The organism is Paracoccus stylophorae (assembly GCF_028553765.1).
Lineage (GTDB): Bacteria > Pseudomonadota > Alphaproteobacteria > Rhodobacterales > Rhodobacteraceae > Paracoccus > Paracoccus stylophorae.
In genome coordinates this window covers 2,419,256-2,434,754 of sequence record NZ_CP067134.1, presented here as the reverse complement: position 1 = coordinate 2,434,754, position 15,499 = coordinate 2,419,256, and the positions used below count along the sequence as shown (strand labels likewise).

Genomic DNA, 15,499 nt, shown 5'->3' with positions numbered 1-15,499 from the left:
TCTCGGCAGGATGAACGAGGAGATTCCGATGAAGAAGACACGATTCACAGAAGCCCAGATCATGGGTGTGCTGCGCCAGATGGAGGGCGGTGTGCCTGCCGCTGAGCTGTGCCGCGAGCATGGGATGAGCAGCGCCACGCTGTACAAGTGGCGGGCGAAGTATGGCGGCATGGACGCCAGTCTGATCAGCGAGATGAAGGCAATGACCGAGGAGAACCGGCGGCTGAAGCGGATGTTTGCAGATGTGAGCATGCAGAATGATCTTCTGAAGGAGGCCCTCGGAAAAAAATGAACCGGCCAGCTCAACGCCGAGAGTTGGCCGTGAAAGCGGTGGCGATAAAGGGTATCAGCATTGCTCTGGCCTGCCGGGCATTCGACGTCAGTGAGACATGCTACCGGTACAGCCCGAAATTGGACGAGGAGAACGAGCAGATCGACGACCTGCTGCTCGGTCTGACGATGGCAAAGAAGACTTGGGGCTTTGGCCTGTGCTTTCTGTATCTGCGCAACGTCCAGGGCCATGGCTGGAACCATAAACGGGTGTACAGGATCTACCGGGAACTGGAGCTGAACCTGCGGATCAAGCCACGCAAGCGCCTGAAACGGGAGAAGCCCGAGGAGTTGGCCGTGCCCGAGGCCCCGAACGAGGTCTGGTCGATGGACTTCATGGCCGACAGACTGGAGGATGGACGACAATTCCGGCTGTTGAACGTTCTGGACGACTTCAACCGTGAAGGACTGGGCATTGAGATCGACTTCTCACTGCCTGCGGAACGGGTTGTTCGGGCATTGAACCAGATTATTGAATGGCGCGGCGCACCTCGAACCATTCGAGTCGATAACGGCCCGGAATACCTCAGTGGCACCCTCACGGAATGGGCTGAGAACAGGGGCATTACCCTGGCCTATATCCAATCCGGCAAGCCCCAGCAGAACGCCTATGTCGAGCGCTACAACCGGACGGTCAGGCACGAATGGCTGGACTTGTACATTTTCGAAGGCATTGAAGAGGTACAGCAGATTGCTACCGAGTGGCTCTGGTCCTACAACAACGAACGCCCCAACATGGGCAACGGCGGGATGACCCCCGCCCAGAAACTGAGAGTCGCCGCGTAGATTCTACGACCAAGCCCCCGCAAAAATGGGGGGATTACCGTAGGGCAGCAGGAGATGAGTCGTGGCGTCGGACAGCTCGAGCCCGGTTTTCGAGCCGTCGATCTGCGGGACGAAGACCTTGCGATGGAAGTCGTCGAGCTTCTCGTCGAGGATCCCGACGAACCAGACATTCTTGCCGCGCGTGTGCTGCAGGTGGGTCAGCCAGCCGATCATCTCGCGCCCGTGCAGCCCGTAGGCGCCACGCACGTCGGGCTTGCCGGTCTTCTCCGAATGCGCCTCCGGCTGCCCGCGGCACCACTGGAAGCAGAGCCGCCCGGCCACGGTGATCGAGTCGATGAAGACCGTGTCGTATTTGGCGAGGACGCGCGGATCGCCGAACCGCCCGCACACCTCGTCGAAATGCGCCTGGCGGTAGGGCTGTTCGGGCCTGCACAACAAGGTCTACCTCGGCCTCGCCCTGCACAAGGACGAGGTTCATCCCGGCGAGCACAAGGCGATCATCGATCAGAAGCTGTGGGACGAGGTCCACGAGGTCATCGCCAACAACCGAGTGGCGCGGGCGGCGGCGGTGCGCACGGCGCACCCTGCGCTCCTGCGCGGGCTGATCTTCACCGAAACCGGTGCCGCTATGACGCCGCACCACACCAAGCGGAAGGGCTAACGCTACTGCTACTACACGTCCATGGACGTGACCCGGAAACGTCCTGCAGCCGAATTGCACGGGCCCCAGCGTCTGCCGGGCGCTGGTCGAGGACGCCGTCATCGGCGAAATCCGCCGGATGCTGCGCACGCCCGAGGTGGCGGCGCGCACCGCGCGGACGGTCCGGAAGGAACGGCCCGATCTCGACGAGGCCACCGTCGTCGCCGCGCTGGCGCAGTTCGACGACCTGTGGAAGGCGCTCATCCCGGCCGAGCAGGCCCGCATTGTCCAACTTCTGGTCGCCCGCATCACCGTAAGCGAGGCGGGCCTCGCCATCGACCTGCGCCATGAAGGCCTCGGCGCCATCGCCGCGCTGATGGCCCCGCCGAAGAAGGAGGTCGCCTGATGCCCAAGACCCTGCGCGTCCACATTCCGCTCGAACTGCGTCGCCGCGGCGGCCGCCCCCGAATTCTGCCGCCGAAGCATGTCGAGGCCGCCATGGGTCGCGGGCAGGATCCTCACATGCTGCGTGCCATTGCCGGGCATGGATATGGCGGCAGCGGCTGGAACGCGGCGAGGTCGCCACGCTCGCTGATCTCGCCACCGATGAGGGCCTCTCCGACCGCTACGTCAGCCGCCTCCTGCGCCTCGCATGCCTGGCGCCCGAGGTGCTCGAACCACTTGTCATCCACCGCGAGCCCAGCACGATCAGCATCTACGACCTGTGCTTCGTGGCGTCCCTGCCGTGGGAAGAGCAGCCGGTGAGGGTTTTCGACTGAGACGAAGGGTCAGTCAGGGATCGCGTGAAGCCAAACCCGGTCGGGGGAGAGCAACGTCTCACCCGGGTGCAGTTCGTATGTGACCAGCGGCCCATCCTTGCCGGCGGAATAGTCGAGGCACAGCGCGTTCGGAGCCTGCAGGACCGGATCGCCGCTGAGCCAGTAGTGACCGAAGAAGACGGGCGTTCGTGGACGGGATAGGTCTGCGCCATCAGGGTTCCCGGTAGTGGTGCATCGGGCAGATCATCCGGAACAGGAACCGAGATAGCGATGTCACGCCAGGTCCGGGCCCCTGCATTCCACCATTGCAGCCGAACGTGATCGCGGTGGGTGCCTTCCTTGTCGCGGAATGCAAACCCATCTGGAAGCTGCTGTTCGGGCCCCTTCGTGATTTCCTCGGCAAGGTGGAAAAGCTCGTCGGCAGGGTCAGCCGCGCGGATCAACTGCGCTTCGGACAAAACGCCGTCGTCGGTGAGCGCCCGCACGCGGTCGATCGCGGGGTCGACCCAGCAGGCATGCACGGCGCGGAACCCCTCAGCTTCCAGAAACAGAGGGAGGCTCTGCATCCACGCCAGCGCCTCGCGGGTCTCGCCGGCACCGACGGGGAACTCCGCCAGGAAGCTTGCGTGCTGGCGCAGGTTCTTCTCCGAATGAGCGCGGAGGGGCTGGCCGGTCTCGGGGTGGGCCGTGTGGAAGTGAAGGGCATTGAGTTCGTGGTTGCCCATGATCGCGAGGGCCTTGCCGCTGTCGATCAGGTCGCGCACCAGGTGAATGACGGCCCGGTTCTCCGGCCCACGGTCGATGAAGTCGCCCAGAAAGACAATGGTCCGCTCCGGGTCGGGATGGAACCAGCCCGCCGGCCTCCGCCGCCATCCGAGGGCATCGAGCGCTCCCTGTAGTTTAGCGATCTGCCCGTGGATGTCGGGGATGATATCGACTGTTCCCATGCCCTCTCCTGGAACTGATTGATCGTGGGTCCGAGCGTGCCGCCGGTCGACGCCCGCGCCTCCTAACCGTATCGAGCTCAAGTCCTTTTGTCGTCGGGGTTTTCCGATAGACGCCAGGGGCGGACACCGCCACCGCTACGCGCCACTCGGCCAGCGCACACAGCGGCTGCGCCTCTCGCGTGTTGCGGCTCTGTTCGCTTTGAGAGCGATGGAAACAAGGGGCGAAGTTTTGGCGGGGTTGGGACTCAGGCTGTTGGAAAGACGACGAAAAATCTGACCGAACCGAATTCGGCGAGGTTCGCCCGAACAGAGACGGAGCGCCGTTCAGAGCCCGAAACTTGCCTGGCGCACAGTCTCGGAGGTTCGCATGGGTGCAGCAAAGCCCTTTGAAAACACGAGTATTTCCGCGCCGCGATAGGCGCCTGTTCGTGTTCGCAACAGGGATGATGGCGGAGGAGGTGCGCTTACAACTGGACCGTCTCCCGTGACCCCTGAGGGGGCTCCGGCAATCTGCAGGGCTTAACGGAGTTCTAGGGAACATTTCGCAATTCGACGCCGGTTCACTGGGCAATTCCATGCTGCGCCCACTGTCCGAAGGGCGCCGCCGGCAACGCGCAGCGTCCCCAACACACTGACTTGAATAGGTTTTCTTTCTACGCATTCGTTGTCGTGCGACCATGGTGGTCGTTCGAAAGGAAGCGGAAATGCGAGAAATGTGCCTCAGTCAAATCGAGCTGGCTGCCCGATGGAGAATTAGCCCAAGGACACTTGAGCGGTGGCGGTGGATCGGCGATGGGCCGCGCTTCATGAAGCTAGGCGGGCGAGTGATCTATCGTGTCGAAGATGTGCTGGCGTTCGAACAGCAAGAGCTGCGTGATTTGGAGGAGATCAAGGCTGGGCGCTGAAACCGGCGCGGGCATCGTCAGCAAAACCCTGCGCGGCAACTAGTTCTGACCTGCGCAGGGAAGTTGCGTGTGCTGAATAGCCTGCAGTTCGCCACCACGCACCCATTCCGCCCCTCCGGCCCAAGCCATAACCTCCATCCACATCTGCAGATAGAACCGCGTTCGAAAACAATCACTTTACGCGCAATTTCGATTGCCCGCTTTCCTCCCCTCAGTTAGCGTCATCGAGAGCACAGAAAATGGGCCCGCATAGTTTGCGGGTCCACCAATCTGGCCCGGAGGTGATTTTGGAGAGCGACCGGTCGGAACTTCGCTGGGGTGTCGAGCAGCGCCTCGAGTTCATAGAGTTCCGCCTGTTCTGGGAGGGGCATGTGAACCGCAGCGATCTGATGGACCAGTTCGGGGTCTCGGTGAACCAGGCGTCCACCGACCTGAACCGCTACATCGGCTTCGCGCCAGACAACATGGTCTACGACAAGAGTGCGCGAACCTATGTACGTGGCTCCGAGTTCAAGCCCCAGTTCCTCGAACCAGACGCGAGCCGCTACCTTGCACAGCTGCGATCGGTCGCTGACGGGATCCTCGACCGCGAGGACGCCTGGATCGCCAACCTCCCGCCCTACGCGGCCGCCCCTACGCCGGTTCGTGGGGTCAATCCGGCGACGCTTCGTTCGGTCGTTGGCGCCATCCGTCGGTCCGAGGCGATCGAGGTAAAGTACCAGTCCCTGTCCAGCCCCGTGCCGCGCTGGCGCTGGATCGCCCCCCATGCCATCGCGTTTGACGGTTTCCGGTGGCACACTCGGGCGTTCTGCCAAACCGACGATTGCTTCAAGGACTTCCTGTTGTCTCGGATGCTTGAGGTCCGAGGCTCGGGCGAAAGCGACAAATCGGCCGGCGACGATCAAGACTGGCTTGCCGAGGTTGCGCTGGAAGTCGGGCCCCACCCCGACCTCTCGGAAACACAAGCGAAGGTTATTGCGCTCGATTATGGCATGCGCGGCGGCAAGGCGAAGATCAAGGTGAGACGTGCGCTCCTCTACTATGCGCTTAAACGCCTCGGTCTAGATACCGCCCCCGAAGCCCGTGCGCCCCAAGACCAACAGATCGTGCTGATCAATCGCGACGAGATTTTCAGCGGCATTCGAGCAGCTGGCGCTCCGGAGGGTTCGAAATGAAGCCTTCTTCGGACATCGCGTCCAGTTGTCAGAAGCCCGCAAGTTCACTTGAGGAGAGCCAGATTGGGTAAACAAGCGGCATTCAAGACCAACCCGGTCAGCTTGGAGGAGCTTCTCCGTCAGTGTGGGAACGGCAAGATTCAGTTGCCGGATTTCCAGCGCAGTTGGGTTTGGGACGAGGAACGGATCAAGGGGCTGATCGCCTCGATCTCGCAGGCGTTTCCGGTAGGCGCCTTGATGACGCTGGAGGTGAAGCCTGGTGCGGCTGATACCTTCGCACGCCGACCAATCCAGGGGGCGGATGCTGCAGTTGGCGACGACGCACCGGATCAGCTCTTGCTGGATGGCCAGCAGCGCATGACCTCGCTTTATCAGACCTGCTTGCGCCGCGATGTGGTGCAAACGGTCACGCCTCGCCTCAAGCTCGTGAAGCGCTGGTTTTACATCGACATTCAAAAAGCCATGAATCCGGCCGAGGACCGCGAAAACGCCATTGTCTCTGTACCCGAGGATCGGCGGATCAAGTCGGACTTCGACCGGAAGATCGACCTCGATCTCTCCACGCCGGAACTCGAATACCAAAATCTCATGTTCCCGCTGAACCAGGTTTTTGACTGGGACGAATGGCAAGATGGCTTCAACGAATACTGGCTGGAAAACGACCCGGAGACACGCAAGCTCTTCAAGCCGTTCAAGGATGAGGTCCTTCAGAACTTCAAGGCCTACCAGCTGCCCGTAATCGCATTGAGCCCCGACACCTCCCACGAGGCCGTCTGTCTTGTTTTTGAGAAGGTGAATACCGGCGGCAAGCCGCTCGACGCATTCGAGCTTGTGACAGCGATGTATGCAGCCCGCGGCCATCGCCTGCGGGACGACTGGCTCGGCGCCGACGGCCAGCCGGGGCTGCAGACCCGGCTTCAGCTCTTTGGGCGGGCGGCCGAACAGAAGTTTGGCGTGCTGGAGAAGGTCGCAGCCACCGACGTGCTACAGGCTATCGCCCTCCTGCATGGGGTCGAGACCCGCGCGGCCGAAATAGCTGCCGGGCGCAAGGAGTCGGAACTGTCCGCAGTCCGGGCGACGCGTCAGTCGCTCCTCGACCTGCCGCTGGAGGCCTACCTGAAGCACCGAGCTGCGGTCGAAGACGGGTTCAAGACGGCAGCGAAGTTCCTCCGACAGAACCACATCTATCGGGTCATCGATCTGCCCTATCAGGGGCAGCTTGTCCCCTTTGCCGCGATCCTCGCCATCATCGGGCCTAGGTTCGACCACGCCGCAGTGAAGGACCAGCTCGCCCGCTGGTTCTGGTGCGGCATTTTTGGCGAACTCTATGGCTCGGCCATCGAGTCCCGATTTGCCAAGGACGTTCTCGAGGTGCCCGCATGGCTAGACGGTGGCCCCGAACCCAGCACAATCACCGATGGCCGTTTCCGACCGGAACGCCTGCGCACCCTGCGCACCCGCCTGTCGGCTGCCTACAAGGGCATCCATGCCCTTCTGATGGCCGAAGGCGCGAGAGATCTTCGCTCTGGCCAGCACTTCAAGGACACCGTGTTCTTTGACGAATACGTCGATATCCACCACATCTTCCCGCAGGACTGGTGCAAGAAGCAGAAGATCGAGCCGAAGGTCTTTGACACCGTCGTCAACAAGACGCCGCTCAGCTATAAGACCAACCGCATTCTTGGCGGCGTAGCACCATCGATCTACCTGGAACGACTGGAAACAGGCGGAAAGGACAACCCGCCGATCACCCGCGAAGCGCTTGACGATTATCTGGCGTCCCACGGGCTGGATCCCTCCTTGCTGAGGGCGGATGACTTCGAGGGATTCATGGCGGATCGGGAGACGCGGCTCCTTGCCATGATTTCAAAGGCAACCGGGCATGCGATCGTCAGGGCAGATTCCGTACCGGAGGAAGGCGAGGACGTTCTCCAGGACGACGAGGGCTTCGATGTTCCAAGCCCGGACACCGAGGAGGCCGCCTGAATGAAAGCGTTTGAGTTCGACCATCAATTGATCCGTGCTTACGAGCACTTTTCGCGTTCATTCAGCGCAATCCGGGCGCCCGACCTGAAATCCGAGATCGATGCCCAGTACGACGCCGGAAAATTCTGGCCGGATGCCCTCTTGTCTCTGAACCCACGCTTCATGGCGGGGCCGACGGTCGATGAACTTGTCGCCACGGGTGATCTCGACGACGGCACGGGCAAGGTTTTCCGGTTTGGCACCACGCCTCTTCGCTTTCACCGGCACCAAGCCGAGGCGATCGCGAAGGCGAAGCAAGGAAAGAGTTATGTCGTCACGACCGGCACGGGTTCGGGGAAATCCCTGTGCTTCTTTGTGCCGGTTGTCGACGCGATCATCCGCGCGCGACGCGCAGGAAAGCCGCGCCGCACGACGGCAATCATCGTTTACCCCATGAACGCACTGGCAAATAGCCAGATGAAGGAGATCGACAAGTTCATCGCCGGTTCCGGTTTGCCCGATGAGCTCAAGCCGGTGGTCAAGCGTTACACCGGTCAGGAAAGCCGTGAAGAACGCGAGCGCATCGCTGCCAATCCGCCCGACGTTCTCCTGACGAACTACATGATGGCAGAATTGCTTCTGACGCGTCAGGACGACCTGGACTCGAAAGTCGTCTCGAACGCGTCCGGTCTCGAGTTCATCATTCTCGACGAACTCCATACCTATCGCGGGCGCCAAGGTGCCGATGTCGCGGTCCTCGTTCGACGCCTGCGGGACAGGTGCTCGCCGGACAAGGAGCCAATCTGCATTGGGACCTCGGCAACGATGGCCTCCGAGGGATCGGACGAGAGCCGCGCGCTTGCTGTCGCGAAGGTAGCGTCTCGTCTGTTTGGCACCGACATTGGCCCGGACGCGGTCATCGACGAGTCTTTGCAGCGCGCGACCGATGACACCCTGAAGACCGAGCACGTCCTTGGCGCTTTGAAGACGGCCCTGACTCAGCCTTTGCCGGACGCACTCGATGACGAAACCCTGAAGCGCCATCCGCTCTCGGTGTGGGCCGAACTCGAACTCGGATTGGATGATGGGCTTGAGCTTCGCAGGAAGAAGCCTAGCCCTTTCGAAGAAGCCGTTGAAAAGCTTTCTCTGGCCAGCGCGGTCGATGCCGAAACCTGCCGAGACTATCTCGAAAAATTCCTGACCCGGGTAAGCCTGCCGGAGAATGAGCGCGGCGGCACGAAGGACGGAGCCTTTCTCGCCTTCAAACTCCACCGTTTCATCTCCGGTGCCGGTGAAGTCTTTACGACGCTCACAGCCAGGCCGCGTCGGATCCTTCTTGAAGGACAGCTCGAGGACCCCGAAGCCCCTGGAAACCGCCTCTACCCCACGCGGTTCTGCCGAAATTGTGGCCAAGAATACCATGTCGTGACCAAGGTCGACGATGATGGGAGCTTGCGCTTTCTGCCTCGAAGCATCGACGACACGCCGCTCGACACTGAAGAAGACGAGGTCGCAGGGTATCTCTGTCCGGTGACGCCCGGCGATACTGACTTCCAGTTCACAGGCGAGCTTGAGGGTTACCCCGAAAGCTGGCGAGAAGAGAAAAACGGCATTGAACGGCTGAGAGGGTATCGCAAGAAGCGTATGCCGGTGTCCTACGTCGTCGGTGCTGATGGTCGCCACGGAGCGGGCGGAAACGATTTCTGGTTCATCCCGGGAAAGTTCGCGTTCTGCCTGTGCTGCCATGACGAACCGACGCAGGGGATGCGTGAGCGCAGCAAGCTGGCGGGGCTGTCCGGCGAAGGGCGAAGCTCGGCAACAACCTTGCTGGTCGCCAGCGCCCTGGAGTGGATGAACAAACCTGGCAGCGGCGTACCCGAGACGAAGCGGAAGCTTTTGGGGTTCACGGATAACCGTCAGGATGCAGCCCTGCAGTCTGGCCATTTCAATGACTTCCTGTTCGTAAGCCTGTTGCGCGGAGCCATACTTCGCGCGGTCATTGCTGCCGGCTCAGGTGGGCTCGCAGAAGACGAGTTCGGCCTGCAGGTGGTGAAGGCGCTCGGCTTTACTGCCGCCAACAAAGAGGCGCGCCAGCATTGGCTGCTGGATTCGAATGCTGGTGCCATCATTCGTGAAGATGCCCAACGGTCGCTCGCAAAGGTACTCGCCCATCGTGTCTGGACGGACCTGCGTCGCGGTTGGCGCTTCACCAACCCCAGCTTGTCTGTCCTGAACCTGATCGACGTGAATTTCCTCGGCCTCGAAGAAATCTCTGAAGATCGCGAGCGCTTCATGGCCATCCATCCAGCGCTGGGAGACCTCAGCCTCGAACAGCGGCAGGCAATTCTAAAGGCGATTTTGTCCGCGATGCTCGAGGGCCTGGCTGTTCAGACCGAAGCCTTGGACCTGACTGTCCTCGACGGCGTGGCCCAGAAATCCCGAATGCTGCTTCAGGCACCTTGGGCCATTGACCAAAAGGAAAACCCGCGAGCGCGGTCCTCGCTTGTCCTGCGCGCGGGCAGCAAGAACGTCGTCACGCTGCGTGAAGAACAAACGCTTCTTCGGGCAGGTCCCAATTCGCGGATCGCACGGCTCGTGAACCGGAAGTCCGTTCTCGGCACAAAGCTGAACAAGGATGAATACTACGAGTTCATGGAAGGGATGCTTGCCTTCCTGAGCGACGAAGGGCTGCTGGTTCCTGTCGAACTCGATAGCGATGTGACGGGCTGGCGTCTGTCACCATCTGCGGTTCGGCTTGTGCCGGGACCGGCCCTCGATGATGAAACCCACCGCGGCAACCGATATTTCCACGACCTTTACACCGCGATTGCCAGTGATCTTGGCCACGGGCGCAGTTCCTACTGGGGGCTGGAGGGACGCGAGCACACGGCTCAGGTCTCACAGAAGCAGCGTGAATGGCGGGAATGGCGGTTCCGTTTCGAGCAGGACGACATGGACCATCTCGCGACCTCGGAGTACCGAACGGAAATTCGGGCGACTGGCGAGTCAGACCGATTCCTGCCCACGCTGTTCTGCTCTCCGACCATGGAACTCGGCGTTGATATTTCCGCCTTGAACGCCGTCTACCTGCGCAACGTACCTCCTACGCCGGCGAATTACGCGCAGCGTGCTGGTCGTGCCGGTCGATTGGGTCAGGCCGCGGTTGTCGTGACCTACTGCGCCTCGGGGTCTCCGCATGACCAGTATTTCTTTGAACGGCGCAACGATATGGTCGCCGGCGTCGTGCGGCCGCCAGCGCTCGACATTACCAATGAAGAGCTGGTCCGATCGCACCTGCATGCGGTGTGGCTGGCGGAAGCGAAACTGGCGCTTTCTCCCGACATCCCAGAGATCCTGGACCTTCACGGGGACAAATTCCCGCTGAAGGAAGACGTTCTGGAGGTCATCTCGAAACCCGCTCTGGTCTCGCAGGCACGGGGACCGATGGCGCGTGTCTTGAAGCAGATTCTGGCGTCCGAGGGAGGGCAAACCCCGATCTGGATGGACGATCCAGACGAGTTCGTTCTTTACACGGCCATGAATGCCCCAAAAGAGTTTGACCGCGCCTTCGACCGTTGGCGGGAGCTTTATAGTTCTGCCAGGACGCAATTGGCCGAGGCCAACAAGCGTTCGGAGATTACGGGGCTATCGGGAGCCGACCGGCGCAAGATCAAAGCCGCGCAAATGCAGGCCCAGGATCAGATCGCCATCCTCGAACAAGGCAAAGCCTCGAATGGCTCCGACTTCTATTCGTATCGGTATCTGGCAACAGAGGGCTTCCTGCCCGGGTACAACTTCCCGCGCCTGCCACTCTACGCGTTTGTTCCTGGCGAAGGTAAGACAGGGTCATTCCTGTCCAGAGCCCGCTTCCTCGCAATTTCCGAATTCGGCCCGCGCAGTCTGATCTATCATGAGGGCCGCGCCTACCGGGTCATGAAAGCCAAACTGCCGCCCGAGGTGCGTCAGGGCGACGGATCGGAATTGGCGACCAAGGATATCTACATCTGCTCCAACTGTGGCGCATCGCATGAGGGCGAGGTCGAGCGGTGCCATGGGTGCAACAACCACATGGCGGGTGAGGTCCCCATCAAGAAGACCCTGCGCATCGACAACGTCGAGGCCGCTCCGACTGAGCGCATCACGGCGAATGATGAAGAGCGCGTTCGGCAGGGCTTTGACATCCAGACCGTCTTCTCCTGGCCGAAGAAGGATGGGCAGGTCCAAGTGACCAACGCCAAATTCGTCTGTGGCGAGACTTCCCTCTTGGCCCTGCAATACGCCAACAGCGCAGAAATCAGCCGACTGAACAAGGGCTTGAAGCGCCGAAAGGACCAGACGGTCTTCGGTTTCCACATCGATCCGAGGTCCGGATACTGGGCGAAATCCGACGACGAGGACAGCGACACGGACGTCCCGCCGGACGTGGTCAAGCCGGTTCGCATTGTTCCGATCGTCCGCGATAGAAAGAATGCCCTGCTGTTCCGCTTCGATAAGCCAGAGCAGTATGAGTCCGAGACAATCGCGACGGTTCAGCATGCGTTGCTGCGCGGAATCGAGGTGGTTTTCCAGTTGGAAGAGGGCGAAATCCTCGGTGAACCGCTCCCCGCGAGGGACAACCGTCGCGCAATCCTTGCCTACGAGGCAACGGAAGGCGGCGCCGGCGTGCTCACGCGCCTGATTGATGACGGAAAGGCAATCAACGAGGTGGCGAAAACCGCACTGGGTCTGATGCACTTCGAGAGTGTGGATGCAGCGATTGCGGCGGGTGATGCGGATCTGTTGCAGGAGAAGAAAGACGGAAGCTGTGTTCGCGGCTGCTACCGTTGCCTGCTGTCCTACTTCAACCAACCGGACCATGAGCTGATCGACCGCTCTAGCCCGGAAGTGGCGCAATTCCTGATCGATCTTGCACGCGGCACAATTTCCCTTGCTGCGAAGCCGACCGCTGGAACCGTGCCATCACCATGGCTTGAGGCATTCAGCGCGGCAGGCATTCCCCAAGTCGATACGATGCCTGCGAGCTTTGGTGGGCGGGAATTCGAGTTCGTTTGGCGCGCTTTCGCGGTCGCCGCTACGACCGCTGACCTGACAGCAGAAGCTGAGGCAGACGCGGTAAACAAGGGCTGGGTCGTTTTTGGATTGCCTTCGGCGCCACCGGAAGGACTGCCGGATGGCTTCATGAAGAATTTTGAAGGTTGATATGACTGTGAATTTTACTCCTGGAGACCTTGTCAGAGCGCGCGGCCGTGAATGGGTTGCCTTGCCGACACCCGGTGAGGGCCTGCTTGCCCTGCGTCCTCTCTCGGGCAATGAAAACGACATCGTGGTTCTTGCTCCGGATCTGGAGCTTACACCGGTCGAAGCCGCTCGTTTCGACCTGCCTGACGGCGCGCGCACGACAGTGCAGTCCAAGGCGGCCCTTCTTGCCGACGCGTTGCGACTGACACTCCGCCGAGGGGCAGGTCCGTTCCGGTCTGCCGCACAGCTCGCGTTCGAACCTCGGACTTACCAGTTGGTCCCGCTTCTCATGGCCCTTCGGCTTCAGGTCCCGCGGCTGTTGATTGCCGACGACGTTGGCATCGGCAAGACCATCGAAGCGGGTCTGATCCTCCGCGAACTGATGGATCGCGGAGAAGTCGATGCGTTTTCGGTTCTCTGCCCTCCGCACCTCGTGGACCAGTGGATCACCGAATTGAAGGATCGCTTCGGGATCGATGCTGTTGCCGTCACCTCCGGGACTGCCGCACGTCTGGAGCGCAACCTCCCATTGGCGCAAACCCTTTTCGATGCCTACCCCTTCACGGTGGTCAGCCTTGACTACATCAAAGCCGAGAAACGTCGGGATGGGTTCGCCAGGGCCTGTCCGGATTTCGTTATCGTCGATGAAGCACACGCCTGCGTCGGCACGCACAAGGGAAAGCAGCAGCGTTTCGACCTACTCCAAGGCCTTGCACGCGATCCTGCGCGTCGGTTGATCCTGCTGACAGCCACGCCGCACTCCGGGGACGAAGAAGCGTTCGCTCGGCTTCTGTCGCTAATCGATACGGAATTCGGGACCGTCAACTTCGACAACCAGAAGTACCGAGAGCGCTTGGTCAGGCACTATGTTCAGCGGCGGCGCGTCGACCTTGTCGAGGGCGACTGGGATGAGAACCGCTCCTTCCCCAAGCATGAAACGACCGAATACTCGTATCGCCTGAACGACGAGCATGTTGCCTTCCAAGAGGCCGTACTTGATTACTGCTTCTCGGTCGTATCTCGGGCTGGAGACGCGCAAAAGGATCGCCGCCTCGCATTCTGGGGCACTCTGGCACTAATGCGTTGTGTCGGATCGTCACCAGCAGCCGCGATGAGCGCTTTGCGGAACCGAGCTTCCAATGAAGACGACCGCCTCGAGCCGCAGATTTATGACGAAGATGGCGATGACGAAGACGCCGTCGACATTGAGCCAAATACTGTCTTCTCAAATGATCCCGCTCTCCAAGGGCTACTCGACAAGGCCAGCGAACTTCTTGCGGTCGAAGATCCCAAACTGAACGCCCTGATCAAGGCCCTCAAACCCTTGATCAAAGACGGCGCCAACCCTGTCGTCTTCTGCCGTTACCTCGCCACGGCCGAACATGTGAAGGAAGGACTTCGTAAGGCCTTCCCCAAACTCAATATTCAGGCGGTAACGGGTGAATTGACGCCGGACGAACGTCGCGACCGCGTCGCGGAAATGGCGGCGGAAGAAAATGCCGCCACAGATCAGCGCATCCTTGTCGCCACGGACTGCCTGTCGGAGGGGATCAACCTTCAACAGCTGTTCGACACCGTGATCCACTACGACCTTTCCTGGAATCCGACGCGCCATCAACAGCGTGAAGGTCGCGTGGATCGTTTCGGACAGCCCGCCGAACTCGTTCGCTCGATCATGATGTTTTCGCCCGACAGCGCCATCGACGGTGCCGTGTTGGACGTCATTCTCCGCAAGGCTGAAGAAATCCGCAAGGCGACGGGCGTGACTGTGCCTCTCCCCGACGAGCGGGGACCGGTCACCGATGCGCTGATGGCGGCAATGATGCTTCGCCGTGGCGGTGGCAGCCACAAGCAGCTGACGCTGGACCTGCAAATCGGCGACGGTATCCAGGTGATGGAGACCCGCTGGCGCGATGCAAGCGAGAACGAAAAGCGGTCGCGCGCCCGGTTTGCACAAAACGCAATGAAGCCAAGTGAAGTCGCTCCTGAATGGGACAAGGTGAAGTCACTGCTTGGATCGCCAGCGGAAACGCTCGAATTCCTCGAGCGCGCGATGTCTCGCTTCGGGGTGCCCCTCGAGAAGAAGAAATCGCTGCAGTTCGCCCATGTGCACGCCCTTCAGGACAGCCTCAAGGAAAAGCTGGAGCAGCGTGGGCTGAAGGGCTCTCTGAAACTGGCCACGCAGGAACCGGTACCCTCTGGCGCTTCACTTCTGACAAGAACCCATCCGCTGACATCGTCCCTGGCAGAAAGCCTGCTTGAAGCCTCTCTTGACACCGAAGCGCTGCCGGATCTGGGCATCGGTCGTGTCGGGGCCTGGCCGAGTGCCGCCGTCACTCAGATGACGCGTGTCGCGCTCCTGCGTATTCGTTACAAGCTCACGGTTCATGCAAGGCGCGAGCGCCTTCTGCTGGCAGAGGAGGCCGCCCTCGTTGCCCTCGACAGCAACACGGTGATCGCCTCTGGCAGCGAGGCGCGCGCGCTGCTTGCCTCTTCCGCGACTGCTGATCTTGCGCCTGTTGCCCGCGACCGGATGATCAATACGGCGAAGGCGGCCCTTCCTGACCTGCTGGGCGGCCCGATTGCCGATTTCGTGCAAAAGCGTGCCGCAGAGCTGGTTGAAGACCACGCCCGTCTTCGTGCTGCCGCCGGTTCCGCGTCGCGTGTCAGTGTCGAGCCGATCATTCCCCCAGACGTCATCGGCCTCTTCGTTCTTGTTCCGGGGGAGGTGTAA

General features: G+C 61.0%; 9 protein-coding genes. 7 read left to right on the top strand and 2 right to left on the bottom strand.

The genetic code is table 11. The annotated features are described in order from the left end of the window. The first annotated feature begins 28 nt into the window (after positions 1–28). Positions 29–1,116, top strand: a protein-coding gene (locus tag JHW45_RS11985) for an IS3 family transposase (protein ID WP_272857665.1) whose coding sequence is annotated in 2 segments (ribosomal slippage) — positions 29–290 and positions 290–1,116 — 1,089 coding nt in all. Because the reading frame shifts where the segments join, the coding sequence is not laid out codon by codon here. Positions 1,117–1,119: 3 nt separating this feature from the next. On the opposite strand, the gene JHW45_RS11980 is transcribed toward JHW45_RS11985, so the two are convergent. Beyond that, a complete protein-coding gene (locus JHW45_RS11980) occupies positions 1,120–1,551 on the bottom strand; it encodes an AAA family ATPase (protein WP_272857867.1) in 432 nt (143 codons plus the stop codon). Positions 1,552–1,895: 344 nt separating this feature from the next. Between JHW45_RS11980 and JHW45_RS11975 the strand changes: the two genes are divergently transcribed. Next, entirely contained in the window at positions 1,896–2,162 is a 267-nt protein-coding gene (locus tag JHW45_RS11975) for a hypothetical protein (protein ID WP_272857866.1), read from the top strand. Between the two features lie 309 nt (positions 2,163–2,471). On the opposite strand, the gene JHW45_RS11965 is transcribed toward JHW45_RS11975, so the two are convergent. After that, the gene (locus tag JHW45_RS11965) at positions 2,472–3,482 is read right to left on the bottom strand and encodes a metallophosphoesterase (RefSeq protein WP_272857865.1); all 1,011 of its coding nucleotides are present in this window, start codon (positions 3,480–3,482) and stop codon (positions 2,472–2,474) included. Between the two features lie 677 nt (positions 3,483–4,159). On the opposite strand from JHW45_RS11965, the gene JHW45_RS17910 reads away from it, so the two are divergent. The 5 genes from JHW45_RS17910 (at position 4,160) to JHW45_RS11945 (ending at position 15,499) form a co-directional block, all read left to right on the top strand. Further along, positions 4,160–4,387: a helix-turn-helix transcriptional regulator gene (locus JHW45_RS17910; protein WP_336385786.1), complete on the top strand. Its 228-nt coding sequence runs from the start codon at positions 4,160–4,162 to the stop codon at positions 4,385–4,387. A gap of 287 nt (positions 4,388–4,674) precedes the next feature. Continuing rightward, positions 4,675–5,562, top strand: a complete 888-nt coding sequence (locus JHW45_RS11960; RefSeq protein ID WP_272857864.1) for a BrxR family helix-turn-helix transcriptional regulator — start codon at positions 4,675–4,677, stop codon at positions 5,560–5,562. A gap of 63 nt (positions 5,563–5,625) precedes the next feature. Then, entirely contained in the window at positions 5,626–7,548 is a 1,923-nt protein-coding gene (locus JHW45_RS11955) for a DUF262 domain-containing protein (protein WP_272857863.1), read from the top strand. Continuing rightward, the gene (locus JHW45_RS11950) at positions 7,549–12,726 is read left to right on the top strand and encodes a DEAD/DEAH box helicase (protein WP_272857862.1); all 5,178 of its coding nucleotides are present in this window, start codon (positions 7,549–7,551) and stop codon (positions 12,724–12,726) included. It abuts the gene before it with no gap. Beyond that, positions 12,716–15,499 carry a DEAD/DEAH box helicase gene (locus JHW45_RS11945; protein WP_272857861.1) on the top strand — a complete coding sequence of 928 codons (2,784 nt, stop codon included), beginning with the start codon at positions 12,716–12,718 and terminating at the stop codon, positions 15,497–15,499. The genes JHW45_RS11950 and JHW45_RS11945 overlap by 11 nt, the downstream gene beginning before the upstream one ends.